The 26,769-nt window shown below is 36.4% G+C and carries 23 protein-coding genes; all 23 read right to left on the bottom strand.

The genetic code is table 11. The annotated features are described in order from the left end of the window. Positions 1-2: 2 nt before the first annotated feature. The 23 genes from BUF13_RS17315 to BUF13_RS17205 all read right to left on the bottom strand — a co-directional run bounded on the left by BUF13_RS17315 (position 3) and on the right by BUF13_RS17205 (position 26,765). The gene (locus BUF13_RS17315) at positions 3-1,385 is read right to left on the bottom strand and encodes an O-antigen ligase family protein (protein ID WP_134204538.1); all 1,383 of its coding nucleotides are present in this window, start codon (positions 1,383-1,385) and stop codon (positions 3-5) included. A 74-nt stretch (positions 1,386-1,459) separates the two neighbouring features. Further along, a complete protein-coding gene (locus BUF13_RS17310) occupies positions 1,460-2,539 on the bottom strand; it encodes a glycosyltransferase (protein ID WP_073573070.1) in 1,080 nt (359 codons plus the stop codon). Beyond that, the gene (locus BUF13_RS17305; protein WP_073573069.1) at positions 2,536-3,672 is read right to left on the bottom strand and encodes a glycosyltransferase family 4 protein; all 1,137 of its coding nucleotides are present in this window, start codon (positions 3,670-3,672) and stop codon (positions 2,536-2,538) included. The genes BUF13_RS17310 and BUF13_RS17305 overlap by 4 nt, the downstream gene beginning before the upstream one ends. After that, positions 3,669-4,697, bottom strand: a complete 1,029-nt coding sequence (locus BUF13_RS17300; protein WP_073573068.1) for a glycosyltransferase family 2 protein — start codon at positions 4,695-4,697, stop codon at positions 3,669-3,671. The genes BUF13_RS17305 and BUF13_RS17300 overlap by 4 nt, the downstream gene beginning before the upstream one ends. Beyond that, on the bottom strand, positions 4,690-6,150 hold the full coding sequence (locus BUF13_RS17295; protein WP_134204536.1) for a glycosyltransferase family 2 protein: 1,461 nt from the start codon (positions 6,148-6,150) through the stop codon (positions 4,690-4,692). Before BUF13_RS17295 ends, BUF13_RS17300 begins: the two co-directional genes overlap by 8 nt. 101 nt (positions 6,151-6,251) lie before the next feature. Next, positions 6,252-7,403, bottom strand: a complete 1,152-nt coding sequence (locus BUF13_RS17290; protein WP_073573066.1) for a glycosyltransferase family 4 protein — start codon at positions 7,401-7,403, stop codon at positions 6,252-6,254. Between the two features lie 10 nt (positions 7,404-7,413). Continuing rightward, the gene (locus BUF13_RS17285; protein ID WP_073573065.1) at positions 7,414-8,814 is read right to left on the bottom strand and encodes a UDP-glycosyltransferase; all 1,401 of its coding nucleotides are present in this window, start codon (positions 8,812-8,814) and stop codon (positions 7,414-7,416) included. Between the two features lie 4 nt (positions 8,815-8,818). Then, complete coding sequence (locus BUF13_RS17280; protein WP_073573064.1) at positions 8,819-9,904, bottom strand: glycosyltransferase family 2 protein; 1,086 nt, start codon at positions 9,902-9,904, stop codon at positions 8,819-8,821. After that, positions 9,897-10,832, bottom strand: coding sequence for an NAD(P)-dependent oxidoreductase (locus BUF13_RS17275; RefSeq protein ID WP_073573063.1), 936 nt, complete (start codon positions 10,830-10,832; stop codon positions 9,897-9,899). The genes BUF13_RS17280 and BUF13_RS17275 overlap by 8 nt, the downstream gene beginning before the upstream one ends. Next, positions 10,829-11,530: an acylneuraminate cytidylyltransferase family protein gene (locus BUF13_RS17270; RefSeq protein WP_073573062.1), complete on the bottom strand. Its 702-nt coding sequence runs from the start codon at positions 11,528-11,530 to the stop codon at positions 10,829-10,831. The genes BUF13_RS17275 and BUF13_RS17270 overlap by 4 nt, the downstream gene beginning before the upstream one ends. A 19-nt stretch (positions 11,531-11,549) precedes the next feature. Further along, positions 11,550-13,928: a GumC family protein gene (locus BUF13_RS17265; protein WP_073573061.1), complete on the bottom strand. Its 2,379-nt coding sequence runs from the start codon at positions 13,926-13,928 to the stop codon at positions 11,550-11,552. Positions 13,929-13,936: 8 nt separating this feature from the next. Next, positions 13,937-14,764, bottom strand: a complete 828-nt coding sequence (locus BUF13_RS17260) for a polysaccharide biosynthesis/export family protein (protein WP_083586504.1) — start codon at positions 14,762-14,764, stop codon at positions 13,937-13,939. A 35-nt stretch (positions 14,765-14,799) separates the two neighbouring features. Further along, entirely contained in the window at positions 14,800-16,101 is a 1,302-nt protein-coding gene (locus BUF13_RS17255) for a nucleotide sugar dehydrogenase (protein WP_073573059.1), read from the bottom strand. 253 nt (positions 16,102-16,354) lie between these two features. After that, a complete protein-coding gene (locus BUF13_RS17250) occupies positions 16,355-18,052 on the bottom strand; it encodes a capsule assembly Wzi family protein (RefSeq protein WP_073573058.1) in 1,698 nt (565 codons plus the stop codon). Next, positions 18,052-18,906: a glycosyltransferase family 2 protein gene (locus BUF13_RS17245; protein WP_073573057.1), complete on the bottom strand. Its 855-nt coding sequence runs from the start codon at positions 18,904-18,906 to the stop codon at positions 18,052-18,054. Before BUF13_RS17245 ends, BUF13_RS17250 begins: the two co-directional genes overlap by 1 nt. Positions 18,907-18,908: 2 nt before the next feature. Continuing rightward, a complete protein-coding gene (locus tag BUF13_RS17240) occupies positions 18,909-19,664 on the bottom strand; it encodes a glycosyltransferase family 2 protein (RefSeq protein ID WP_073573056.1) in 756 nt (251 codons plus the stop codon). Then, positions 19,664-20,353: a glycosyltransferase family 2 protein gene (locus BUF13_RS17235; RefSeq protein WP_134204534.1), complete on the bottom strand. Its 690-nt coding sequence runs from the start codon at positions 20,351-20,353 to the stop codon at positions 19,664-19,666. The genes BUF13_RS17240 and BUF13_RS17235 overlap by 1 nt, the downstream gene beginning before the upstream one ends. 56 nt (positions 20,354-20,409) lie before the next feature. Then, positions 20,410-21,612 carry a hypothetical protein gene (locus BUF13_RS17230; protein ID WP_073573054.1) on the bottom strand — a complete coding sequence of 401 codons (1,203 nt, stop codon included), beginning with the start codon at positions 21,610-21,612 and terminating at the stop codon, positions 20,410-20,412. Positions 21,613-21,623: 11 nt separating this feature from the next. Then, positions 21,624-22,586: a glycosyltransferase family 2 protein gene (locus tag BUF13_RS17225; protein WP_262710398.1), complete on the bottom strand. Its 963-nt coding sequence runs from the start codon at positions 22,584-22,586 to the stop codon at positions 21,624-21,626. Next, on the bottom strand, positions 22,576-23,673 hold the full coding sequence (locus BUF13_RS17220) for a GumC domain-containing protein (RefSeq protein WP_073573052.1): 1,098 nt from the start codon (positions 23,671-23,673) through the stop codon (positions 22,576-22,578). The genes BUF13_RS17225 and BUF13_RS17220 overlap by 11 nt, the downstream gene beginning before the upstream one ends. A 22-nt stretch (positions 23,674-23,695) precedes the next feature. Next, positions 23,696-24,559, bottom strand: a complete 864-nt coding sequence (locus BUF13_RS17215; RefSeq protein ID WP_073573051.1) for a glycosyltransferase family 2 protein — start codon at positions 24,557-24,559, stop codon at positions 23,696-23,698. Further along, on the bottom strand, positions 24,560-25,702 hold the full coding sequence (locus BUF13_RS17210; protein ID WP_073573050.1) for a polysaccharide pyruvyl transferase family protein: 1,143 nt from the start codon (positions 25,700-25,702) through the stop codon (positions 24,560-24,562). Then, the gene (locus tag BUF13_RS17205; RefSeq protein WP_083586502.1) at positions 25,692-26,765 is read right to left on the bottom strand and encodes a nitroreductase family protein; all 1,074 of its coding nucleotides are present in this window, start codon (positions 26,763-26,765) and stop codon (positions 25,692-25,694) included. The genes BUF13_RS17210 and BUF13_RS17205 overlap by 11 nt, the downstream gene beginning before the upstream one ends. Positions 26,766-26,769: the final 4 nt, after the last annotated feature.

Here is a 26,769-nt window from a genome sequence, read left to right as displayed (position 1 = left end):
CATTAAATTTGGCCAGCCATGAAAGATTGAAGTTTAGCTCTTTCAGCTTTTTTCTTTTTAACAGCTTTTATTTTGGAATAATCCACAATGGTAACCATAGATAAACTAACCAAAAGTGGAGTTAAAAATGTTCTAGTGGCGGCATGAAATGAGGTGAATATCGCCAGCACAAAGAAGCTCATCTGAACAGCCTTGTTAATCCCATCAATTTTGGAATCTCTAATTCTAAAGTACATGACTCCAAATAAAACTGTAATCATCAATCCAAACATTCCATGCTCGGCAATCAATCTGGAAAGTTCCACGTGAGTGATTTCATTTTGGGTCAAATTCCTTAAGTACTTTGAGGAGGCACCACCGGCACCAAAAATTGGATATTCAGCAAATACAACCATATCCTCAGCAAAAAGCTGCCATCTAGCAGAGGTGAATTTATTGAAGTCAACTTCATGGTTTCCAGTCATTGTTCCAGCAGTCTGTCCTTGATACCTTAAGGCCAGATTCCCCCCAGTAATAATGTTTCCAAGAATAAAGAAAAACACCAAGCCAATTACAGTAGGCAAAATGTACTTTTTTGGATTTGGTATTTTCAACACCTTCAATTGGTTTTTGCCAACTTTTAGCAAAAAATAAATCAAGGTGAATAAGCCCAATGCAGCACCTATCATCCCACCTCTGGAAAAGGTGAGTAAGCCTTGAAGGCTAAATGCCGAAAAGAGGACTATGTCAAATAATTTATTGGTTGTAATCCGATAATTCAAAATCAGAGCTACCGCAAAAAGGAACGCCCCCAATCCCAATACGGTAGAGACCTGATTGGAGCCAAACCCACCTGTGGTGTCAAAATTCGCAGAAAGTTCAAATTCCAAATCCGAATAATCCGGTGTTTTTAAAAATACATAAACCAATACAGGGATAATTGGAAATGCTATTAATCTTACCCAAGAAACAAACTTCCATCTATCAACTTGAAGGGTTCCAAGAAATATCAAGGCAAAAGCAATATTGAAAATCCCAAATAGGTTAAAAATAATATCACTCACTTTCACTAAACCACTCTGATCAATAAATAAAGAAGGGAGGAGCAAAAGCAATAATATGAAGCCCAAATTAGAAAATTTCAAATTTTTCACATTAAAGGATATCCCAATAAGAGATAATACCATCATGATATATTTACTGGACTCGTACGGAATATAGGGTGAGGAACTAGACATCCTCCCAATCAGTTCAAAAGAAGAAAAATAGACAAGAGCATAGGCCAACACGAAATTTCTTTCCTTTCCTTCAACAAAAATAAATGCTCTGATGGTATCAAAAACAAGTAAATAATACCATGCAATAATCGGATAAGGAGATACGGTTGCCAAAGCACCTAAAGCCATGTGAAAGATGGTCCATACTAGCCCATCTTTGAAGGTCAATATCGATTTTAGTAAATATTTGTTTTTCCCAAGCATTAGATACTTTCTACAAACTGCTTATAATTCATTAAAAATTTTTCTCCTCCATAAGAATGTAGGGTATGTTTATGAAACTCCTCTCCCATCTGTATGGCTTTAGGGTAGTCTTCAAGCAATTCCTTAAGAGCCTTCGCAAAGAGGCGTTCATCATTTACAGGAACTAAAACTCCATATTTCCCATTTTCCAAAACTTTTTTGCACTGTCCTACCTCAGTCACCACAACTGGAAGTGCAGCCAATCCATATTCTAACAAGCTGACTGGAAGCCCTTCCGAATCACTCGTCAACAAACCAACTGAGGCTTTTTCCAATATATCCTCTACATCTTCTACTTCTCCAAGAATCTGAACTTGATCTGATAAATCCAAATCCTCTATCAACTGATTCACCTCGACTGTATATTGCTGATCCAATTCGGTAGACCCTGCTAGCCAGAGTTCAGCCTCCAATTGGTATTTATCAAGAAGGATTTTTAATGATTTCACAGCTAAAAAGTGATTTTTTTGAGGTCTAAAATTAGCTAACTGAAAAAGTATTACTTTTTCATTGTTCAACCTTTTGAACCTATCCAACTCCTTCAAATGAGGGAAATTTGAAATCATCACAACATTTTTACTCTGCATTCCCAAATCCTGGATTGCCCAATTTTTTAACTTTTCATTTACAGAAACAACTCCATCAATCCAGGAGGAGCAAAACCGTTCAATTTTTCGATCTCCTTCTTTTAATTGATCACTTAATCCGTAATGGTCATGCCAAATTAATGTCACGTCTTTCAGAAACCATTTAAGCGGAACTCCCCAATACAAGGAAGTCGAATGGACATGAAGTATATCTGGAGAAAACTCGCGTACTAATCTTAATAGCTTTCGAAATGCTCTCCAATCAAGAGAACCTTTTTTATGAAGCACTTGTAGCTGAGTCCGGGAATCCAAGCGGTCCGCCTGCATCCCAGTCTCTCTTGATACAATCAGCATATTATCGATAGAAGCCTGAGAAAACACTGTGGCCATGTTTACAGCCATTCGTTCAGCTCCACCAGCTCTAAGAGTATCTATCAACTGGACTACTTTCAAATCAACTTTCCTATTTCTGTTTCAAAGTAATCCAAAGTGTAGGTGCGGGACCATTGGCTTGCAGCTTCACTAATTTTAAAAAATGTATCCGGTGAATCCTTTAGCGAAACTACCTTGTCTGAAATCTTTTCAGGATCATTGCCCATTAAAAATCCTCTTTCCCCATTTTCTCCAACCATAGTACCAACACAGCTCACAGGAGTTGTCAATGGGACACAACCCCAAAACATAGCTTCCGCAACTGCTTTTGGCCAACCTTCTGATCGGGAAATAAAGATCAAAAAATGAGATTCTTCTAATAGTCTCCTTACTTCTTCTGCAGGCACATTTCCTAAAATATGAACTTGGTCGATAAGGGAGTATTTCTTTACCTGCTCTTCCAATTCTCCTTTTTGGCTACCATTTCCGCAGAAAGTAGCTTTAAAATTGATCCCCCTATCCTTCAAAATTCTAGCAACCTCCAATAATGTTTGCGGGGATTTATGTGCTTCTAATACACCTACAAAAATCAGATTTATTCCTTGTTCAAAATTGGGTTTCCTGATTGGTTTGAGTTCATCATTTCTATAGGTTGCAGTAAAAAACGGCTTGATATTCTTAGTCTTATCCTTCCATTCCCCATATACTAAAGCCTGCATATTGGAGGTAAAGGTCGTAGAACGAAGGAGGTACTTCTGCAAGCGGTAGGAAAGTGGTTGAGCGGATTCAGGGTCCCAGTTTCCTGCATATTTTGCAGTTTTCTTTTTACTTGGATAAAACACCTGTGCGATGCAGCCAATTAAGCCCATATTGCCGGGGCATCTCAAATGAATATGGCTTGCCTTATTCATTTCAAAAATCATATATCCAAATGCTTTTGCTCCCCAAAAAACTGAGCTGAATACTTTGGAAATTGAATTGAAATGAAGTGGCTGGGTGGTTTTAAATTTTATTGGCAATTTGGAATATTTGATGTCAATTTTGGAAGGTTCACCTTCCTCAACCTTTGGTGCAATCAATACATAATTTTCAACGTATTGAAGCCAAATATTCATTTCTCTAACATAGGGACCATAAGCATAAAGTTGTCCCTTCCAAAGTAAATGGGGGACATGAGTTACTATTAAAAACCGTTGAGTTTTTTTACCTCTCATTGAGTTGAATTATTCGGCTTGGGTTTATTCCAAAACCAAAGACTTGCCCAACCAGCTATTCTTCCAAAAAACTCACGCAACGCCTCTCCTCTTTTTGGGCCTGTTACAGCATTTGTACCACGGATCAAGGTTAGTAATCCAGCAGTTACATGCCACTTGACTACTCCACTAAATCCTGGTTTGGGAAACTTCAATCTCCAAACGTAATACCCGTTCCTGATCACCATTTTTCCATATTTATAGGAATTAGGCCTCCCTGAAGGATGGTGAAAATGAGACAGTTGAACACTTGTATCCATTACATTTTTTCCGTGCCTCAAAGCTTTGATACAATAATCTGCATCTTCATAGAGCCCATAGCCATCAAAGTAAAGAGAGAACTTTTCTTTCTCTGTGATCTTCTTTCTAAAGGCAAAAGACATCCCTACCAATAAATCAACCTCATAAAACTTGCCTGTCAACGGATATCCTGAGGCCCTAACGTGGGAGAAATTAGGCATACAAAAAGGCGGAAGTGGAGATGCTAATCCCACTAACTTTCTGATTTTATTTCTTAGAGTTTCTTTGATATAAAAGCCTTCCCAAGTATAAGTATCCCAGCCCAAGGAAACCGACGAATCAATTTTTTTCCATTGATTTTCGTTGATGGCTACTCCGCCAACTCCTCCGACTTGAGGGTTTTCGCGAAAGGTTTGCTCCAACTTCTCAAAGTAATCAGGCTCCAAAACTGTATCATCATCTACAAAAGCCACAATATCCATTTTCTCAGCAACTTTGGAGATTCCAAAATTACGTTGCCGAGTAAGCCCTCTGGCTTCAGGAGGAACTTTATAATAAAGCACTTCATTAGCGAAGTTCTCTTTGATGAGTTTGGATGTTTCATCATCAAATGACCCATCTACAATTATGATCTCATCAGTTGGGTGTATTTGTTTCCTAACTGATTGCAGAAGACTCTCTAATGACCTAGCCCTTTGATAGGTGCATATTACTAGGCTAATTTTCAAAAAATCAACTTTAGGCATTGGTTCGTGAAATTCTTAATTCTCCACTTTCCAATTTTCTTGCAAATGCCAGGCTCCTGTCCCAGTCTTTTTGAAACTTTTTGAAAAACCCAAAAGGATTTTTCCTTCCAAACTTTGAGAAAAAGCTAAAAAAGATCATCAGTTTATTTCCTAAGAACTGATTTTCAGAGAAATGTTTGTGCCAAAAAAGCATTACCGTTGGTGAAGGTTTCAAATTATTATTTGGGGAATTCCAAGGGAATTCCATTTTTTCCCGAAAACCACCAACTGGTGCTTTCAGGTGAAGTATAGTTGGACTTGGAAGATATACCACATCTACACCTTGATTTCTAAGTTGAGCCCCGAAGTCCGAATCTTCGGCATACCCAAACTCATAGGCCAAATCAAAGCGGGTGTTTTTCAATGCCTTGCTTTTCACCAAACTGCATCCTGCTCCAAAAATCCTCGTTTGGTGAATTTCTTCATGCAATTCTTTTTGCCCTTTCAACAAACAACTTATTGTTCCTGCCTCAAGGCTTAGACTGGTTAATTGCCCTATTACTTTGGTGAAAAAATTCTCAGGCAATCGAATATCATCGTCAGCTAAAAAGGTCCATTCTGATTGGATATGTTCCAGGCCAAGATTACGTGCAAAACATGGCCCCCACCTCTTTGAAAACAAATGCTTTATTTCAAATGGCCATTCCTTTTGTTCCAAAAATGGCATTTGAGAACCAGCATCTACCTCCTTTTCCTGCTCTACTATAATCACCCTTTTAGGAACAATTGATTGGGCTTTCAAATCATCCAAAAGCATTTCCACATATTTTTCCCTTCCCAAAGTGGGAATAAGAACATCCACTGTAATCTCTGGTTCTACTGGAAGTGCTTGAGGTCTTTGGGATAATTCTTTAAGGATTTTATTTGAATACTTGGAAGAAATGATTGCTTTGGTCAAAGAGCCAAAAGCCAGCTTTTTTTCGTAAATCAATTGACATAAGCATAAGAAATATGCCCACTTTGGTGCTATTTCATCCCAAACAAAACGGTAAATAGCTGAACCTTGTAAAGTTGATTCTTCAATCGAAGGAGCATCATCCTTCAACAATCTAGGTTCTTGATAGCACAACAAACCATGAGGTTGAAGATTTCTGGAAATAGCATTAAAGAAATACTCAGAATCTACTCCATTTTTCAATTTTAAGCCTTTCAGTACATTTCCATAAACTGCCCCAACAGTTGAACTCATTTTCCAAGTTGGGTATCGAACTCCTTTTTGTACTTTTATTGCAGTCGAATAATCTATGTAGTCTAATGAATACCCAAAGGAATCTCCTTGAATTCGATAGGAAATCATTTCTAAAGTATTCCTGACTAAAGATGGAATTTGCGCTAGATTTAGTGAGTTTTTTAACTCAGCTCTACACCAAACCAGAATCTGATCTGGAAATAGGGTGCCAAGCTCAAGTGCCACTTCTGCTAAATTTCTACCAATAAATTTTTGAGAAGGCTGTAAATCCAATTTGGTATTGAACTCTACAAGCGAGACCTTCTCATTCTGATGATAAATTACTATCAAAGCCTTTTTAATTCCAGGTAAAAAGACTTATTCTTAGATGCAGTAATTAATGCATCGAATTCCTCTTCGATAATTTTTCTAGCTTCTTTGCCCAATTGGATGGCCATTTCACGATCGGAAAGTATTTCAACTGCAACTTTTGCAAAATTCAAATAATCAGTAGGATCCAACCTAAAACCATTCACCCCATTTTCGATAATTTCAGCTGACCAGTCCTCATTACTCGTAATTACTGCTTTTCCCATTGCCATTGCTTCCAGAGTAACCATTCCAGTAGTTTCTGCTTTAGATGGAAACACACATAGGTTGGCTTTTTTCAGATGTGATGAAACTTCAGAATAGTCAATTTTCCCGAGATAGGTAACTTTCTCCAATACCGGCTGGGAAAATTCTTTTTCTAATAGGCTCCAAGTAGATTCAGAACCAGAAAAAACATCTGGAGAATCATTCCCTATAAAAAAGAATCTAACATTTGGTAATAGCCTTATTACTTCTTCAAAAATACTGGGAAGGGTGAACACTCCCTTTTTCCGGATAATTGTACCAATACAACAAATAGTGAATGGTTCAAAACTTTCAAATTCAGGATCATTAAAAAAAGATAAGTCTAATCCCAGATTAATTATTTTAACTTTTTGATGGTCTGACAATCCGAAAACGGATCTAGTTGTATCAAGCGTAAATTTATTGGGAGAAATAAGGGCGTCTGAACTAGACAAAGCCTTTTTCTCCAAAAACCAGTTTTTAATTTTTTGCTTCCTTTGTTCCAAATAACAAAAGAAACCATCACTTCCATGAAGTCTCATTACCACTGGACACGAGAATTTCATAAATGCAGAAATCCCAGTCCAATCAGGCACTTCTAAAATATCTATTTTCTCGGTGGTGATAAAATACTGGACATACTTATTGATGTCCTTTCTATTTTTATACCATCCGAAAGCCCCTTTGTTTTGATTAGAAATCAAATGGAGAGTAATACGATCCTCTTCAATAAAATCAAAAAATGGTTGGTTGTAAACAAAAACTGATACACGACAGTCCAGCTTAATCAAAGAGTCGATTAGGTTTTTGAGGCTTGTACCAATACCCGCAGAATATTGAACCCTTTCATGGGGATATTCTGGGGTTAAAAATCCGATATGCACTTTTTGGACGCTAATTTAATATCGTATCAAATGCGCTGAAGAATCGTTGATTCGTCTCTTCTACAGGTTGTACATTGATTTTTTCAAACCAGCTTCTTGTTAGATCTTTCTGAATAGATTTTCCTGCAAGGCTATCCAAAATCACAGTTTCAAAATCCTCTTTTTGATTGATCCACCCTACGCTTTGTTTGGAAGGCATAGACTCAAAATGAATGTACTTATAGACCTTTTCTATTTTCCAATTAGGATTGAGTGGCTGTTCCACGTTATAATTTAAGAAGTAGCAAGGTTTACTGTGGCAATAAAAATCAAAAACCATGGACGATCCCACATTGATCACCAACTCCGAATGTTCACAAACATTGGATAATAAAGCCAAATCCTCCTTTTCTGGAAGGATAAAGTTCCAGTCTTTACCCATTTTGGTCCATTTTGGAGCCAAAGGGAAAATAACATCTTTAAATTCCTGTTCTACTTTGTCAAATCTATCTGAAAAATCAACTGGGCACCTTCTAAACAAAATCCCCAAATTTTGACCTTGCCCATTCAATTTCCGAACAGTGATAGCAAGATCACGAAGATACCCCGGATCATTTGGAGAAGTCGTTACATCATCGCCTGAGAAACAAATATACTTTTTGGAAGAATCCATCTTAAACTGATGGAAAAACTCATCTCTAGACAATATTGTTGAAGAATCAACATGCCAACCAAATTGTGGTGTTCCGGTTACAAAAACCTGTTCCTCTTTTATAAATGGATGATAAAAGAGCAATTGCTCCTTCATGTAATCACTCCAAACGAAATAATAATCTGCCTCAACGACTAAAGTTGCTTTGGGTAAATTATCCCAAGAGAAAATGAATGTAACCGTAGGGATATTCAAATCTTGAGCAGCCAAAACAGGTGCTAAAGAGGTAATGTGACGTTGGCTTGAATTAAATATCAAGTCAGGCTTATGTTCACTTAATTGCTTATAACAACTCTTATAATAATCTGTCCCTCTTTCTAAGTCCTTAATCTTTTCTCGTAGTGAGTTTATCCCTTTTTGATCCTTATGAGTGAATTCCAATCCTTTGGATAACCATTCTTTTATTTGGCTTTTGAAACCTTTGTAGGTAAAGGGAAAACGATAAGTATTATAAACTGGATTCTCTGTTATTTTAAAAAAATTGGTCAATTCCACCTCTTTGATTGCTTTTTTATAAACATCCGAAAGAGGGTGGTTTCTTGGAGTAGCCATTTGAACTTCCTCCAAGCCCAAGCTTTCAAGACTAAAAACAGTATTATTCCAATAGGTTAGGTTGACATCCAAATCCGTGGCAAAATGATCCAGACCGTTATAAGCGAAATTTCTCACGCCCAATCCGTCTGAAATCAAAAACCAAATTTCTTTTTTACTGTTCGACACGTTCTTAGATTTTAATTCTTAAGGTAATCGACCTTTTTTCAGGGTCTATTCGATACCAATAACTATGATTTCTATAGTTAAATAATAATAAAGCAGAAATCATTTCATTGACATCCTGCATACCCATTTCAATTTCTGAAGACTTTTTTACGATCTCTTTAATACGACTTTTGATCCCCTTCTCTCTTTTTTTCTCAACTATTTGTATTTCATAATACCCTTCTGATAGCAGAGGAAAACTATGATGAAAAAAATGAATTAGTCTGGAATGTATATTTTCAAAAACGAAGGAAATGTAGTTTACTTGATCTCCGAGTTCTTCGGGGAACTTCCCCCATTGATTAATGGAGTTACCTTTAACCAATTTTTTATCTGAATTATAGAATACATGCTTCTCATTAATCCTTTTCACATTGTGTATATAAGGAAAACCAAGGAGCTGACTCGTTCTTTTGATTATCACATGTGGATGCCATACATGAAAAAACAAAGAAGGGGTTTTGATTTTTTTATTTTGATATCCGGCTAAGGAAAGTCTATTTTTCAAATCAGTGTCTTCTCCTCCATACAGATGAAAAAACTCATCATATCCTTCAATCTTTTCCAGAGCACTTTTTTCGATCAAAAGCATCCCATTATCATCAGAGATCTTTGAAGAATCCCAATTTGGTTTTCTTGCTCCTTCTAAAAATTCTTGGCTTTCCTTTTTGCTTAGAAAAACCCAATCACCTCCCAAATACTTTCCTTCTTCAAAAGAATTTAAAGATACTTCCAATGCTTCTGGAGCAAAGTATAAATCTATATCCACGATGAAGATTAGATCATATCTGGCCTTTTTTATTGCAAGGTTTAGAGCTTTACTCCGGCTCCAAAGCATACCTTGCGCCCCCTTCACACCAACATAGGTGCAGAAGTCATAAGATTCTACCAAATCCTTCAAAGCCTTAGGGGATGTTTGATGAGATCCATAATCAAGGAAAACAACCTCAAACTCCTTCCAAGTTTGTTCCTTCAATGAATCTAGAGACGTTTTTACGATCTCAAGACTCCTATCTCTAAAAGAATATAATATGCTTACTTGACTAGCCAAGTTTTAGGGTATCCACTAACTTTTGAACTACAAACTCTTCAGTGCTGTGCATAGTTTCGAAACAAGCCCCGGCTATATGTGGAGTAATAAGAACAGAGTATTCCAAACGTGCCAACTTCATCAATGGGTTATCAGGGAGTATCTCTGGATTCGTTTCATCCGCAAGGACATCCGTAGCAACACCTGAAACATGTCCATTTTTGATAAGTGTGGCTAGATACTCTTCATCCCAAATCCCACCTCTTGAAGTATTAATAATTTTCACTCCTGATTTAAGCATTTCAAGCCTATCCCCATTAAGCCATAAACGATTCTTTGCATTCATTGGGATATGAATACTTAGGATATCTAAACTCTCTGCAAAAGCCTCAAAATTATCATGCCCTACGATTTCAGCTGGATAATATTTAGATTCCAAGTCAAATGCTTTCACTTTCATTCCAAATGCCAAAGCAAAATTAGCGACTTGTCTCCCAACTCTACCATAACCCAAGAGTCCTATAGTTTTACCTCTTAAGGTATTCCCTATGAATAGGTCCCTGTTCCACTTTTCTGAAATTGCATGAGATGAAGCCGATGGTAATTTCCTAATCAGACCTAGGAGTAAGGCCCAAGTATGCTCGGCAGTTGAGGGTATACTGTCTAAAAATTCAGTTTCTCCAAATAGAGAAATTAATTGAATTCCATTTTCCTTAAAAAAATTAAGATCTAAATGATCGTGTCCTGTCGTAGGAGAAAGGACATATTTAACATTTGGACAATTAGTTTTAATGAAATCTGAATCAATTTTATGAGCTAGCCTCACAAAAAGGACATCTGCTTTCTTCAGAGATATCAAATCCATCCCTTTGGATACTGGCCCCAATCCAGCCAGAACTTGATAGCCTACATCAGAAAATCTATCAGATTCTAACAGATGAATGTTCATGAATTAGATTCAGTTTCCCATTCATCAGCCAAAATTCCTGCAAGCTTCAAATCTCTGGGAGTATCAATTGTCAAAAACCATTTTGGGTCCATCACATAGGCTTTTTTATTGGACGGCATCAAAGTCTTCTCTTTCAATATCGTTCCAGTTTTCACTGCGTAAAAGCAACCATTTCTAAGGTAAACTGTTGGAAGATCTTGCCTTCTCAACACCTCACCATCAGGTTGAAGTGGTCTTAAAAAACCCGGATTGTCAACTGTATACATCCTAGCAGGATGAGCTTCAGGAGATGGACATACAGATATGACCCCACCACAATTTGGGTCATCCAATAAGCCTATTACATTCTCCAAATCTTTTGATTTCCAAAATGGTGAAGTAGGTTGCAACAGGACCACCACATCGAAAAAAACCCCTTCCTCTTTGAATTGATTTAATACATGAATAACTGAATCAATGACTGGAGAAGAATCAGAACCCAATTCCAGTGGTCGCATTATCACTCTAGCATTATATCTACTAGCCAAATCTGCTATTGCAGTATCATCTGTGGAGACCACCAATTCAATATCCAAATTAGAGTTTTGAACTTCTTGAATTGGATAGGCAATCAAAGGTTTAGAACCGAGTAACTTGAGGTTTTTACCAGGGATTCCTTTGGACCCTCCTCTAGCTGGAACTATTGCTAAGACTTTCAATAACCTTTACTTTAAACTATTAACCAAGTAGTGATTTCTTCTTTTTGTCATCCTCATAATAGCCATAACCGTATCCGTAGGTATATCCATATCCATAGGTCACTTTTGATCCATCGACACCATTGAAAACTGCATAAATATTCTTGATATCCTTTCCAGTTTTCAATCCATTCAGCGCTTCTATGAAACTCTGCTGAGAATAATTTTGTCTAAACACGAAAAGTGTAACATCAACATGACTTAAGAGATCCAAAGTCTCACTGACCAACCCAACTGGAGGTGTATCTAAAATTACAACGTCATATTCCTCTTTGATTTCCTTTATTAACTTCTCAAATCTCTGAGTGAACAAAAGTTCTGCAGGGTTAGGAGGTGTTGGTCCAGATAACAATACATCCAAATTATCAAACTCTGAATGATTGATTACCGTTCTCCAATCTTCCACTTGGCCACTTAGAATACTTGAAAGCCCTTCATTGTTTTCAAGATTAAAATCTTCAAAAATCTTTGGCTTTCTCATATCACATCCTACCAATATCGTTTTCTTTCCAGTCAAGCTATAAACTGAAGCCAGGTTAATCGCACAGAAGGTTTTTCCTTCTCCAGAAATTGTAGAGGTCAGCATAATTGAAATTTTGTTCTCATTTGGAAGTACAAATTTCAAGTTTGCTCTTAAAGAACGGAAACCCTCAGAAATTCCAGATTTACCCTGCTTCAATACGACTAAATTTGTTTTAGATCTATTGAAAAGAATAATAGATAGGATAGGCACTTTAAGCTTTCTCTCTAAGTATTTCGCATCTTCGATTTTAGTACGTAATGCTTCTTTCAGGAAAACAAAAAGTATTGGGAATATCAAACCAATGAAAATCGCAGTTGCATAATTTCTAAGTGGTTTTGGTTTAATCTTACCCATTGGCTCAGCCGGTTCAATTATTTTGTTTACCGCCTTGTTTGAAGCTTTGGTGATTGCCGCTTCAGCTCTTTTTTCCATCAAGAAAGTATAGAGTTTTTCATTCAGCTCAAATTGTCTTTCTATTCGGATTAAGTTTTGTTCTGTTTGAGGTAAGTTCCTAAATGATTTATCAATATCAGTTCTCCTTGATTTTAAATCATTGATAAGCAATTGAGAGTTTTGATCAACATTTTTTAGAATTTCCTGGATTTGCTGATTGGCATTTTGGATTTTCCTGTTGACTTCCTGAACTGCCGGAGAAGCTTCTTTTTGAGTGGCTAGCAATCTAGATTTATTTACCTGAAGAGCCATCAAATTCTCTATTAAGGCCTGTAAGATTGGATCTTCAATCCCAATACCGGACGGAACTACAACTTCTTCATAATTACCGCTTAGAAGGTAGTTTCTCAAATTTGTATAATATGAACGCTTAAATTCCTCGTTTCTTAATTGGTTTTCCAAATCAGAAAGTTGGGTGTAAACAGCCGCTCCTTCTGTACTTAGGTCATAAATTTTATTTTGAGACCTAAAATTCTCCAATTGTCTTTCGAAGAAACTCAGAGAATCTGCAACTCCTGCAACTTGACTATCGATAAAATCAATTGTATTACCATAAACCAAGTTTTTATCCGCCAATTCTAAATCAAGATACGTCTGCATCAACATATTCAGATAGGCTTCCCCTATCGCATAAGTCGCTGCATTGATTCTCATATTCATAATAGAAGCTCCAGCCTGAACCTCTTCAATGCTCAACTGAGAAGCATAGGCACCCGCAAGTGATTTTAAATCCTTTAATTCAAAAAGAACATTCCCTGTTGAATCTGCATCTAATTTGGTAACCTTAAACTTGTACTGATCATTTTCAATCCACTCTCCGAAGGTATAAACCATATCCTCAGGAATATTGGACATGCTTACTTTGGAACCGTCTGCTAAATACTTGGTATAACTTTCAGCATCAAAAACTAAAGAGAACTCTTCATTAGAAACCCATTCCAATTTGATCAGACCATCAATGATCTGAGAATGGTTCCAGTCCACTTGAATCAAGACAGGAGAATTCTTATAAAGTCTTTCATTAATGAACGTTCCCTCTTTATAATATTCTACATCAAAATCCAGCTTCTTTAATGTTTCATAGGCTACAGGTTTTGATTTTAGAATAATGACCTCATTCTGCATCCCAACATTCCCCACATCCATAATGGTCGGATTGTCAAAGATCGCCAAAGCGCTTTCATTCTCTTTGATAAAAAACTTACCCTGAACCTGATATTCAGGAACAGTCGTTTTTGTCATATAAAAAGCAATCGCCAAACAAAAAACCAAGGCTCCCAAGATCCATGGCCAAATCTGGATTACCTTAGGTATGATCGCTTTTATCTCAAAAGAGCTTCCTTCATTTTGGAACCCTTCTTGATCATCTACTTCGAAACTCATCTATTCGATTATTTTACTAAGTTCAAAATCAAAGCTACCGCCGTAACAGTGGTCGTCAACAATGTCAATGTTTGTATAAAATTGGTCGCATTTCCAATCTCTCTAACTTTGAGAGGTTCTGCATAAATCACATCATTAGGCTTGATGAAATAGAATTCAGATCCGATCAATTTTTCATCATTCAGATTTATTCTGTGGATCTGGGAACCCTCAGGGTATTGTCTTAGCAAAACCACTTCATCTCTTTTAGCCAAAATACTTAAATCTTGAGCAGCTGCGATTGCCTCAAAAATGGTGACACGATTTTGTAGAATGGTACGTTTCCCGGGGCTATTAAATTCACCCAAAGCACTATACCTGATTCCACCCAGTCTCACTCTGACAAAAAACTGATCTTCATTAATATAATTAATTAATTTACTTTCTATTAAAGTCTGGGTCTCTTTTGTAGTCAAGCCTAGGACAGCCAATTCACCAATTAGAGGTAATTCAACTTTTCCTTCTTCATCAATGGTATATCCATTCATGAAAAAGGCATCACCGCCAGCTTGGCCACCACCTCCACCTACTACGGCACTTCCTCCTCCACCAGCTTGCCCAACAATTACATCAAGCAGCATATTCAGCTCTTCACTTGTTGTTTTTATGTTAATATCTACAATATCAAAATTTTGAAGACGATAGGACTCCCATTCATAAGGGATTAACTGCCCAGATTGAACCAAAGGGGCTTCTTCTGCCAATTTTTGCATGTAAATAATCTTTTCATTACTTACACAAGAGAAAAAAATTGCAGTCAAGGCTAGGACTGCAAAGTTCTTAACAAATCGATTCATTATGTGGTTTAATTTGAGAGATCGAATATATTAATTTATAATCTTGAATCAACAAATTCTTTGGGCAATATGGCTTTCACATCAAATACAACTTGATTTTCAGATTTAGAAATTGCCAAACTTTTGAATTCTTTATGTGAAACTGCCAGAATAATTGCTGAATATTCGCTGAGGTCTGGGGCATCTTTCCCGGATAGGATCTCAATTCCGTACTCATGCTTTACCTCCACTGGGTTAGCCCATGGATCATATACATCCACCTCCATATCAAATGATTTCAATTCTTTATAGATATCAATCACTCTGGTATTTCTAACATCTGGACAATCCTCTTTGAAAGTAAATCCTAATATTAAAACTTTAGAATCAATAACTTTCAAATCCTTTCTCATCATTAATTTGATGACCTCAGTAGCGACATGCTTACCCATGCTGTCATTCAAGCGACGGCCAGCAAGGATAATTTCAGGATGATATCCAACCTCCTGGGCTTTTTGAGCTAAATAAAAAGGATCTACCCCTATACAATGTCCTCCTACTAAACCAGGCTTAAATTTGAGAAAATTCCATTTGGTGCCTGCTGCCTCCAATACTTCATGTGTATCAATTTCCAATAGATTGAAAATCTTAGAAAGTTCATTTACAAATGCAATATTGATATCCCTTTGAGAGTTCTCGATCACTTTAGCAGCCTCTGCAACTTTTATAGAAGATGCTTTATGAGTCCCTGCTGTAATTACAGTTTTATAAAGCTGATCAACATACTCGGCAACTTCAGGTGTACTACCAGAAGTCACTTTTAAAATTTTTGCAACGGTATGCTCTTTATCACCCGGGTTAATCCTTTCGGGAGAATAGCCTGCAAAAAAATCTTGGTTATAGGTAAGTCCAGAAATTCTTTCTAAAACTGGAACACATTCATCTTCTGTCACCCCAGGGTAAACTGTCGATTCATAAACTACTACATCCCCCTTTTTCAAATAACCAGCAATATTCTCGGAAGCTTTTAACATCGGAGTTAATACGGGTCGGTTATGTTTGTCAGTTGGAGTAGGGACAGTTACTATATAAACATTACAGTCTTTAAGATCCTCTGAACTAAAGGAAGGAAGTAAACCTTTACCCGAAGTTGATGATTTAGAAACTAATACTGATTTCAAAAGTTCATCTTCTACTTCCAGAGTGAAATCATGTCCATCCTTTAACTCATTGACTCTCTTCTGGTCTATGTCAAAACCAACAACAGAAAACTTTTTTCCAAACTCAACAGCAAGTGGAAGCCCTACATAGCCTAGGCCTATTACGGCAATCTTAACTTCTTCTAATGGTTTTAACATACCTAATTGAAATTCTATGTCAATGGATTATGACTACAGCTTCGCCCTTTCAGTCACAGGGACTTAGCTACTTTTTTTTACTTTGAAAAAACAAAAATATCAGCAATGAGGAATAATGAGAAAACTTCAAAAACCCTCATAGGATGCTCATATAAGCTTTTTTTATTTCTAAAAAGTGAGTACTAAAATTACTCACTTGACATTGTGATAGCAAAACTAACAGAAATTGAATGAAAAAAAATCTTGGAAAAATCTATTGTTTATTAAATCTGTACACTAAGCTAAATTGGCCATAAACTGAGCCAATATTTTTTCCATCTGGAAAATCAGATCTATTCGTTGGTTCTACCTGCCATTGGTAATTGAAGGCTTTAACAAATTGGAGTTTACCACTTAAAATCAATCTACTCCAATGTTGATCCCAAAGAAGGCCTATTCCATAATCAATCCATGGATTTCTTTCTGGGTTTTGACCAAAGGCACGAAAATAAAAATCTTGATTATTCGCTAGTCTTTCCAATAATATCCCCCTTTTGTTGAGGCCATTTATTTTTGAGATTTCGAGGCTTTGGACATTGGACCCAACTCCTGCACCTACACCAAGGGACTCCCCTCTATTTACAAAACCGCGAGCTAAGCCATGTGTATGCCAAGTCTGATTGCCTATTAATCCTGGATACCTCACATACCTATTAATCGACTCTTGTTGATGAGTAATCTCTCCTCTTATTTGAATATAATTTCCTTTTCCTTCAATTGGAAGTAGTTTTTGGAACCCCAATAGATAGGCTCTTGCATGTTCCGGATTCAAAAAGAAATCTCTCCAATTGAACGCATGGTCCCTCCTACCCATTTCAGCATAAACCTCCATTTTTGCTTTTGGGATCAAATACCTAAAAGACAATGAGACTTGTTGATCTTGTCCATTGCTATCATAAAGTACCGAGTTTCCATTCGAAAACAGATTTTGTTTTTGAAAGACCTCAAAAATTGGAAAATAGCCCCCAAAAGTCTTTTCTCTATACTTATTGTATTGCTGGAAAGTCCGATTAAACCCAACAAAAATATTTGGAATGAAAACAGGGTTATAGCTGATATGAATTGCATTGAGATACCGCCAATCTCCATCAAATTTCCTGAAATAATTTTCATTTTGAAATTCATTTTGGGTTGGTTCCAATAATGAGTTCTCAAGTCTTCCTGAAATAATTTCGGCTTCAATCTTACCTATCGGGGTTTTAATAGGTCTGTTGGTTTTCAAAGTCAGATGAGGAAACCCCTCAGCATTGGCACTAAATGTCAATGAATTAAACTGACCAGGTCCCCACCAAATATTTTCCGTAGAAATCCCTGCCGAAATAGGCCCAAAAACAAGCATTGCCGAAGATTGTCCCCACCAGAATCTTGAAATAGGGTCAGTACCAAATCTTTCGGGATTATCTCCATTATTCCAATAAAAGAATCGAGCACTGACGGCTCCTCTAGGGTAGTCTTCTCCAAAACCTTGAAATGGTAAGTTTTGAACATACACGTATTCAGGCTGGAACTGAATTTCAAGAAAATGGAATTTGGCGAAAAACCCAGTACTAATATAGGTCTGCAAACCAACATTGGGAAGGAGTCCTTTATTCCCCCAACCATAGGGTCTTTTACTATTAATTGCTGAAGTAACAATCAAAGGAAGACTCGAAAACCTTGATTTTTTTAGTTCTTGCTTTTGATTGATACCTTTTGAGAAAAAGGCTTCTACTGATTTGAAAGTATGGCTTGTATCTTTTGGGAAAAGTCGAATAGGACGAAGTTGAAAAGAATAGCTGTTTGAAATATTGCCAAGAATTTGTTCCCTACGAATAGCCTCCTCTAAAACAGGAATCCCAGAATTCAAGTTTTGGGAAAAAGAAACTTGACCTATGAAAAGAGTAAAATATATGAAAACAATAAACTTTTTCATTATTCTCTTCCCGCTGTTTTACCAAAGAAAACCTTCATTGATTCCAGAGCTTCCACCCACCTTAATTGTTGTTTGATCCAAAAAAATTCAAGCCTTTGAATACTTGAATCATTCTTTAAATCACTGATCTTTTGGATATCATCCTGACGTACTCTAAACTTTCCTATCAATTTCAGAAATACAATAAATCGGCTATTTCCTTTAGGTAATCTGCCTCCAAACCTTTTAGCTTTTGTCTTTAATTGTTGCCAACTTTCTCTCGCTGGATGTGAAACGGCAAGATCCTCGCAATATTTGATTCTAAAGTCATGAATATGGGCCCTGTTACAAAATTCCGAGTCGCCTCCTGTCATCAATTGTGCATTGAATTGCCCTACTTTTTCAAAAACCTCTTTTTTCACAAGAAGGTTAGCTGTCACTCCAAAATTCTCCTCTTTGACATATTTTTCATTTGGAAAAGCAAAGGCTTGATCAAATTTTGCAAATCGATTTTCTTGGGTACTGATCACATTGATTCTACCTGCAAACAATTCAGCATTTTGTGATTTGGATAGATTATCGGCTACAGCTAACCAATCTGAAAAAGGAATGCAATCAGAATCTGTAAATAATAGCCAATTCCCCTTTGCACTTTTTAATGCACGATTTCTTGCAGCATATGAACCGGGTTTTGATTCCGATAAAAGTATAAGATCAAAGTTATATTTCGGAAATTCTGGAAAGGAATCTGATGGATAATTATTGACAACGAGAACCTCAAATTTTGATTCTAAATCGGTTTGGTTGTCTAGAGCTTTTAGGCATTGAGAAAGCCTATCCCAATCTTTATAAACAGGTATGACTACTGAAATCAAACTTACTTCTTTTCTTTATGGAAATAGGTTTTCAAAACTCCAAAAACGGAATATTGCAGGAAATAATAACTAGCCTCAAACAAATTAAGGTGTTCAAATTCTCTATAAACCCTCCACTGATATTTTGCTGCTTTAAACTTATTTCCTGAAATAGAATCAGACCTTAATCGATAAGTAGATAGGACTTCATTTAATCCATATGCAAAAGGAATTTCTTTCAATATTTTGAGCCATAAAGCAAAATCCTGTCTTCTTGAAATGATTGGCATCAGCATCTTGCCTAACTTCTGAGTATCATAAATGACTGTAAGGCATCCTATAGAACAAGTCTTTAATAAGTCATTGTGGTTTACTCTTTCTCCCACCTCTTGAACTCCTATGATTTGACCATCTTTCAGTTTTTCATAAGCAGTATATGTAAAAGCATAGCCATGTTTCTTCATAAAGGCCAACTGCTTCTCTAACTTAGTTGGTAACCATAGATCATCAGAATCCAAAAAGGCAATATATCTGCCTTGAGCAGCTTCTATTCCATTATTTCTAGTGACAGCAGCACCCTGATTTTTTGAGTTTTTAATGAGTCTAATACGGGAGTCTTGGGCCAAGTATTTTTCAATGATTTTTAGACTTGAATCAGTTGATTTATCATCAATCAAAATCATCTCCCAATCTTGGAAAGTTTGCTTTAAAACCGACTCAATTGTTTCTTCAATATGTTCGCCAGCATTATGTACTGGTGTTATGACAGATACTAACATCAATCCTTTTTAATTGAAAAAAAACCTTTACTTGATTCAGAAATTGCGCGCGACAAAGACACTATTTTTTCTTTTTTGGCAAATTGTTTTGCAAGAAATAGTAAGCCTAATCCAAGTGATGGATTAAAGCCATATAATCTCCTGACTATTGCTCCCTTACTTCTAAAGTATTTTTTGTCCAAAACTTTGCCAGAACTTTCCAAAGGATGAAAAACTAATGTTTCTGGTACATATCGCAACTTTAAACCCGAATTCATGGCATCATTTAAAAAAATCACTTCCTCCCCACTTGAGTATTTTGCCCCCAATCCAAAGTTTTCGTCAAACATCAATCCTTTTTTCCTAACCGAATCAACCCTAACTACTATTTCCACTGATGATACTCGATAGATGGTACTCCTGGTATGAATAAATGATTCGTCGGGGTAGGAAGTTTTATAAGGAGTACCTTCCGGTGTCTCTATTTTGAAAGTTAAAATATCGGAATCGGGATATTTTTGAAATGCATCGACAACCTTCTGTTCAATATCATTTACAAATTTCACATCTTCATCAGATATCAATGCGAATTTTGATTTTGTATTTTCAATAGCCCTATTTCGACTTTTGGAGAGACCTCTTTCATTGAATGATAAAAAAGTAAACTTCTCACTTTGAAATTCTTCACCTTTTGAGTTTTGTGAAATCACCAAAGCAGGCGCAGGTAGCCCTTCAAAAACTTTGGGATCTGGGTTCATAGAAGAGATCAAAATTTGAAAAACCATCTGATTTTTGGTAAGTAAAAGGAAAGCCCATAAGAAACTGCTCCCATGATCAATAAAGTTGCTGGCAAACGATGTCTTACTGCTCCCAATAAATGGAATTCAAAAAAACAGGACATAGCAATATACAACAGGGCAAAAAGCAACCACAAGCCTCTAGTTTTAGTAGGCTTCCACACTATCAGTCCAAGAAAAAGTATAAATAATGTAAATAAACCATCTGCAAAGTAGGCCAGCTTTGACCAAAAAGGAATAAAGATCAAAACCGGAAAAGGAGCCAATAGAAATTGAAAAAACAAGCCTGGAAAATCAAGTAGCAAATCAAACCAGGTAGTCCAATTTACTTCTGGGTAAGTCACTCCAGATTCAAAATAATTCAACCTTTGGACATTCCTAAATAATGAGAGACTCTCAGGGGTAATTGAAATTCTTAATATGCTTTGGGAAAGGAAGTTTAGGCCAATAAAAAAAATTGGAATCAGAATGACAAGTACAGAGACTATTGCAGATTTGTTCCATTTCAGATTAAAGAAATATCTGGCACCAAGAACAATAAAGAAATACAAAACCAACTGGACTCTTAGAATCGCTGCCAAGATTATCCCAAGAATCAGAAAGATATTAATTAAGTTTTTGCGGGACATTCCATAAAAGAAAAGCCCCATAGCTAATACAAAGTAACTTTCTCTGAGCGGAGTGAATGAATAAATGATAATAGAAGGCATAAATGCCACTAACAATAGAAAAAAGCGCTGAACCCATACATCTTTCACTTGATAAAACTGATTGAAAGCACCAGCCATCAAAATCAAACCCATTTGAAAAAAGAGCACGTTAAATAAAAAGTAATTAAAAATAGATTTGAGAGCTACCCAATACATGGGAATTGCCAATAATTTATAGCCCACTTTTACTCCTATTGATTGATTATCAGGTGTCACACCAGTCTCTAAAATCCTAGTAAATAAATTAGTATCTGGAAAGTATGGTATTAGCTTGATTTTGAAGTCAACCAGACCAATCAGAAGGTAAAACAGTAATAAACCTAAAAAGTGAATATTCAAATACTGTTTGTCTTCCAATAAAATCAATTTGGAGAAACCAATCAGAATTAGATAAACTAATAAGAAATAAAATGGAAGGCTTAGTAAGTCCTGAAAGTCAATATTTGCGTAATAGGCCTTCACTATTTATTTCCCTATTTCTTATAAAGTTTATAAATTCCAAAAGACAATACTTTTCTAATTCGACTTGGGGATTTGATCAATTTTCCCTCTAATGAAAACATCATCTTCACTTCAACTGGTAAGATTTCATTAGTTCCTTCGAATAAGTTTCGAAGATGCTTCACATCATTTCCTTTCAATACTTCTTCGAACCTAAACATCAAATACAATAACAACCCTTGGGCTCTAGATAGGACTCCTTCACTTTTCAATTTTTTGAGAAAAAGAATTCCCTGGTCAAGCACAAAGCGTCTTCTTTCTAGACTAATATGGGTATGAAAAGTAGACTTCCTATAAAAGGATGTAAAGTTATCGTTTCCATCCACCCACAATCTAATCTTCTCTGAATTTAATGCTCTAATGTGTAAATCAACATCTTGAAATCGCTGCAAGTCCATGTCAAATCCTCCAATTTGAGTAAAAAAATCTTTTCCCCAAAGTCCACTACTAGTGTGCCATGGGATCTGATAATCCAAAAACAAGTCTAGGTATTCAACCCTTGAAAAAGAGGGATTTAACAAATTCGAAAAAGCTGTAGATTCTTCCGTTGAGACTGTAAAATTGCCTGTATGAAAAACTGCTAGATCTATCTGTTCTCCAATTTGAGAAGTACGGTAAGAAAGGCAATTGTTAGATAATAAATCATCTGCATCTAAAAACAACAAAAGCTCACCTTTTGCAAGTTTTGCACCTAGATTCCTACAGGAATTAGCTCCTTTGGGAAGAGTTTCCGTTCTATTGATTATTCGAAACCTGCCATCTTGTTTTTCAAAATTCTTAGCGATTTCAATGGTTGAATCAGTCGAACCATCATCAACAATGATACACTCCCAAGCTTCATAGTCTTGATTTAACAGAGAATCCAAGGTTTCTGCCAAATGGTCAGAATTATTGAAACAAGGTATTACAACGGAAACTTTTGGCTCAGTTTGAATCGCCTCGGTGGATTTTAAAATATGCGAAAATGTAAGAGACAGCTATAGCTAATAAGCCAAGAAAAAATCCCAAAACAAGTGAAAATGCCAGAGTCATAGCCATTCTCGGAGATGTAGGTTTATTTGGGACATAGGGTGGTTCGATTTGAGAAAAGATCGGTTTTAAACTATTCAACTTTACTTTGGCTAGTTCCAATTCTTGAGAAATGGTTCTAAACAACTCAAATTTCAGACTGTATTCTGCATTCAGGTTTTGCTCTACAGCTTTCAAACTTTCTAAAGTAATCCCTTGGTTTCTTTCTCGATATTTTGTCAAAGTATTTTGAGCATCTTTATAATTCTTCTCAGCTACTTGGTATTGACCTTCCAAATAGTTCACTTGATTGGTTTGCTTTTCGAGCACATACCTACTGGAGTATTTCTCTATCAGTTTTTTAACTTTTTTTGAAAACTGAAAGGACAGATCCGCTTCAGGCATTTCAGTATCCAAGTTTAACAAAGACCCCTCTGGAGAAACAGCAATCCGACTTGCTATTTGTCCCATAGCATAAACCTCCAATGGTGCAAAACGCTCTCTCTCTGGAATCAATAAAGAATCATATTGATCAGAATCTACAGTCATTTGTCCTTTAAAAATTGAAGTCGGCCGTTTGATAGATTTTATTATTGAATTTTCTGGACGAGTTTCAACCATATATTTGAACAATGAAACAGAATCAGGGTACAGCTCTGAGCTAACCTTTGTTTTCATTAGATCCTCAAGGAATGGCTTACTTTGGACAATAACTGGATATAGTGCAGGGTCTAGAAAAGTATTTTGAGAAGCTCCCCCACCTAAACTAACTCCCGAGAGCTGAGCCAAAGACCCCAATCCTCCGGCACTATTAGCGCCCTCTTGAGACTCGATTAACAATACAGTATGGATCTGATAAGATTTAGGAGTAGTCACATAAATTAACAATCCTAGGCCTATTACACAGGTAATACTTAGCCAAAGTAATTTGATCTTTTGTTTAAATAAATGGATCAAATTGACCAAAGTAAATTCTCCTGATTGCAGGATATTCTCAGTATCAAATTTTTTCATTTTCTATCGAATGATTCTACCGTTAATGCCTTTGTGCAGATTTTCCTTGATGTGCGAGCATATACATCTCTTTGACACCGATCCACTCCAAATACCAAACAGCAAAAAACAGTTTGACTCTATCTTTAAATTGGATATCCTTTCTGAAAAGTAATGAAATTCTAGGTCTTAGAATATTGAGTGTGAATTTCAACTTTTTAAAATCCGAATAACCCCCAAAAAATCGGTAATACATTCCTCCAGAAGTTCTTTTTTTCTTTGATACCAGACTTTTAAATTCTTTCCTAGCAGGGTGCAAAACCAACGTATCATCTCCATAGGTCATTTTATACCCTGAATCGGTAGCTTTTTTTGTCCACTCAAAATCCCCTCCCGATAGAAGGTTTTCTGAAAAGGGTCCGATTTCATTTGCTATTTCCTTCCTACAAAAAAGGTTTGCAGTGATACTTTGCCCTCTCTCCTCAACATTTCTTTTTTGTTTAAAATTGAATGTTTTCTCAAACAAAAATGTAAGGTCATCTCCACCTTTTTCTTTGAAGAAATCAACCCTTCCTCCTACCAAATCAGATCCAGATTTTATATGCTTAATTCCGTTTTCCAACCAATTTCGATCTGGAATACAATCAGCATCTGTAAAAGCTAAAATTGGAAATTTGCTTTGTTCTATTCCCAGGTTTCTTGCGGAATAGGAGCCTGGTCTTTTCTGAATAAATAGTGTTGCATTTGGAGGAAGTTCAATTGAAGCTGGCTTTTCTTCAAATGGATCATTATTGACGATTAGGATCTCAAATTGTTCCTTTGGAAGTGATTGATTCTGTAATGCCCGTAGACATTTGGAAAGCAAATCCCAGCTTTTGTAGGTTGGAATAATGACCGAAACCTTCATTTATCCTTTTAAACAATTGAGCACTTTTGCCCACATGGCCTTAGACCTTTCCTTTTGAAGCGTTGAGTTCTCTTTCAGCTTTTCGTGGACTTCTTCCCTCTTTTTTTCGGAAAGAATCAAATCCAATTTTGTAGATAAATAGGACTTTTCCAATGACACATCACACATGCCCTCTTCATACTTATAATCCTTCATCAACTCTTGATACTTGTGACTCCATCCAGTTGACAAACATGGAATAGCCTGGGATAAAGCACTGACTAATCCATGGAAACGAGAGGTAACAACACCTTTTGAAGCACCGATGATCGCCTTTACCGCCAATGAATTGTCCTCTTTTACAATGGGAATAGGAGACTCAAGATGTTGGTTAACTGATTCTGCAATGGCTGCATCTTTATTGCTCTCATGAATCAAAAACAAAGGAAGCTCTCCTTTAACTTTTAACTGAGAGACCAAAGTCGCTAAGAATGAAATATAATTTTCATTAATTTCCTGACTATCCGTTTCCAACATTTTTTGATTGGGAATAATCAAGATTTTATCATTATAGCTGGACTTCAAATTGCTAGCATTCACAGTTACCAAATTGGTGAAATCTGGAGCTAATGAAATCGCACTGTTTTCAGGAGTCAAAGCTTTTAGATACTCCAATGATTGATCATCTCGAGCAAAAACTAAATCAGAGTTTTTGACGATTTTTTTCATTTGCTCTTGAAGGCTCTGGCTCGAAAAAGGGCCAAATGCCTGTGGTAAAAAAATGACTTTCTTACCTTGAGATCTCCAAGTCAAAATCGGATCACCGCTTCTTTGAGCAGCTTTTTTTGCTCCCCATTTATCCCCATATGCAAAACCAGAAGCATCTAAAACAGCTGAAATCTCTTGATCCAAGACCATTCGTTTTTTCCGAAGGACAGATTTTGGACTTAGCTGATAAAGGAATGTCAAATCAAATCCCTTTTTCTTTAATCTAGCTTTTTCAAAAATTCCAAAACTATCTAGTTTACTTTTAGGAGAACGGTGACTAGTCTCCATTACAAATTCAGCATCAGGTAACTGTTCCTTCAAATACTGAAGGATGGCATGAAGCATAAGCTCAGCACCTTTGTTGACAAACTCAACACCTCTTAATTCAATGAACATCAAAATTGTAACTTCTGATTTTAGTTAAATCTCTTTTTTTAGAATAGGCAACCTTGCCTTCTGGGTCAGGATATCCTACTCCTATACACATGACAGGCCTTTCCCAAGCTTTCAAGCTCAAAAAGTCTCCCAATAATTTTTCTCTTGATTCTATTTCCGGCCAATTAATCGGACAGCTTCCCAAGCCTAGAGTTTCCAAAGCAAACATCAATGCCATATTTGCCAAAGAGGCATCTATATAGATCAAATGCCTATCCCTTTCGTCAAAATAAGCTTCCAAGTTTCCAACAACAACAATGAAACTTTGGATGGAATGAGCATATCCCTTTGTCCCCATAGGAAAACCAGAAACTTGATCTACTAGGTCTTTTTTGTCAAAAATCCGATAGCTAAAAGGCTGTCTATTACATGCACTTGGGGCTTCTATTGCAGCTAGAATAGCTTTATCAATTAATTCCCTAGGAACGGGCTTTTCTTGGAACCAGCGAACAGACCTTCTTTGTCGGCAAAGTTTATAAAAAGATTCATAATCAATTTGGGAAAATTCCGTTCGGCTCCTTTCATAGGGGATGAAATGCTGATCCTCATCTTCTTTTTGAAGTGTTTTTAAAGAAAGTACTTTTTCGAATCTAGCTTTTAGAGAATCAATCTTTTGATTTGAGTCAACTACTGAAAAATACTCTTTCAGTACGTCTTTAGACCATTTCAGCTGTCCCTCTTCCAAATTTGCCTCCTGATCTATTGCAATGGACTCAAAGCAATTCATAGTCTCATCGATATAATCAAGGGCAAAAACTGGTTTTCTTGGCTGCATCAACAATCCCTTCTCCAATCTATGGGTGTTTCTCACCAACATGAAATAGTTTTTACCATTGGAAGAGGTAATATTCAAATGCTGTACTTTCCCAGCCAAAACTCCTTTAAATTCCCTTGAGAATCCTGGGTGGAACAGAAAATAATATAGAGCAGAAAGTCTTGTCGACCCTGCAAATAACCTTGGAAATTTATATTTGAAATAGTGGTTTTTCCTTCTTTTAAAACCACCATATATCTTTTTTAACATACCG

The organism is Algoriphagus zhangzhouensis (genome assembly GCF_900148515.1).
Lineage (GTDB): Bacteria > Bacteroidota > Bacteroidia > Cytophagales > Cyclobacteriaceae > Algoriphagus > Algoriphagus zhangzhouensis.
This window is presented reverse-complemented; position numbering and strand designations above follow the sequence as displayed.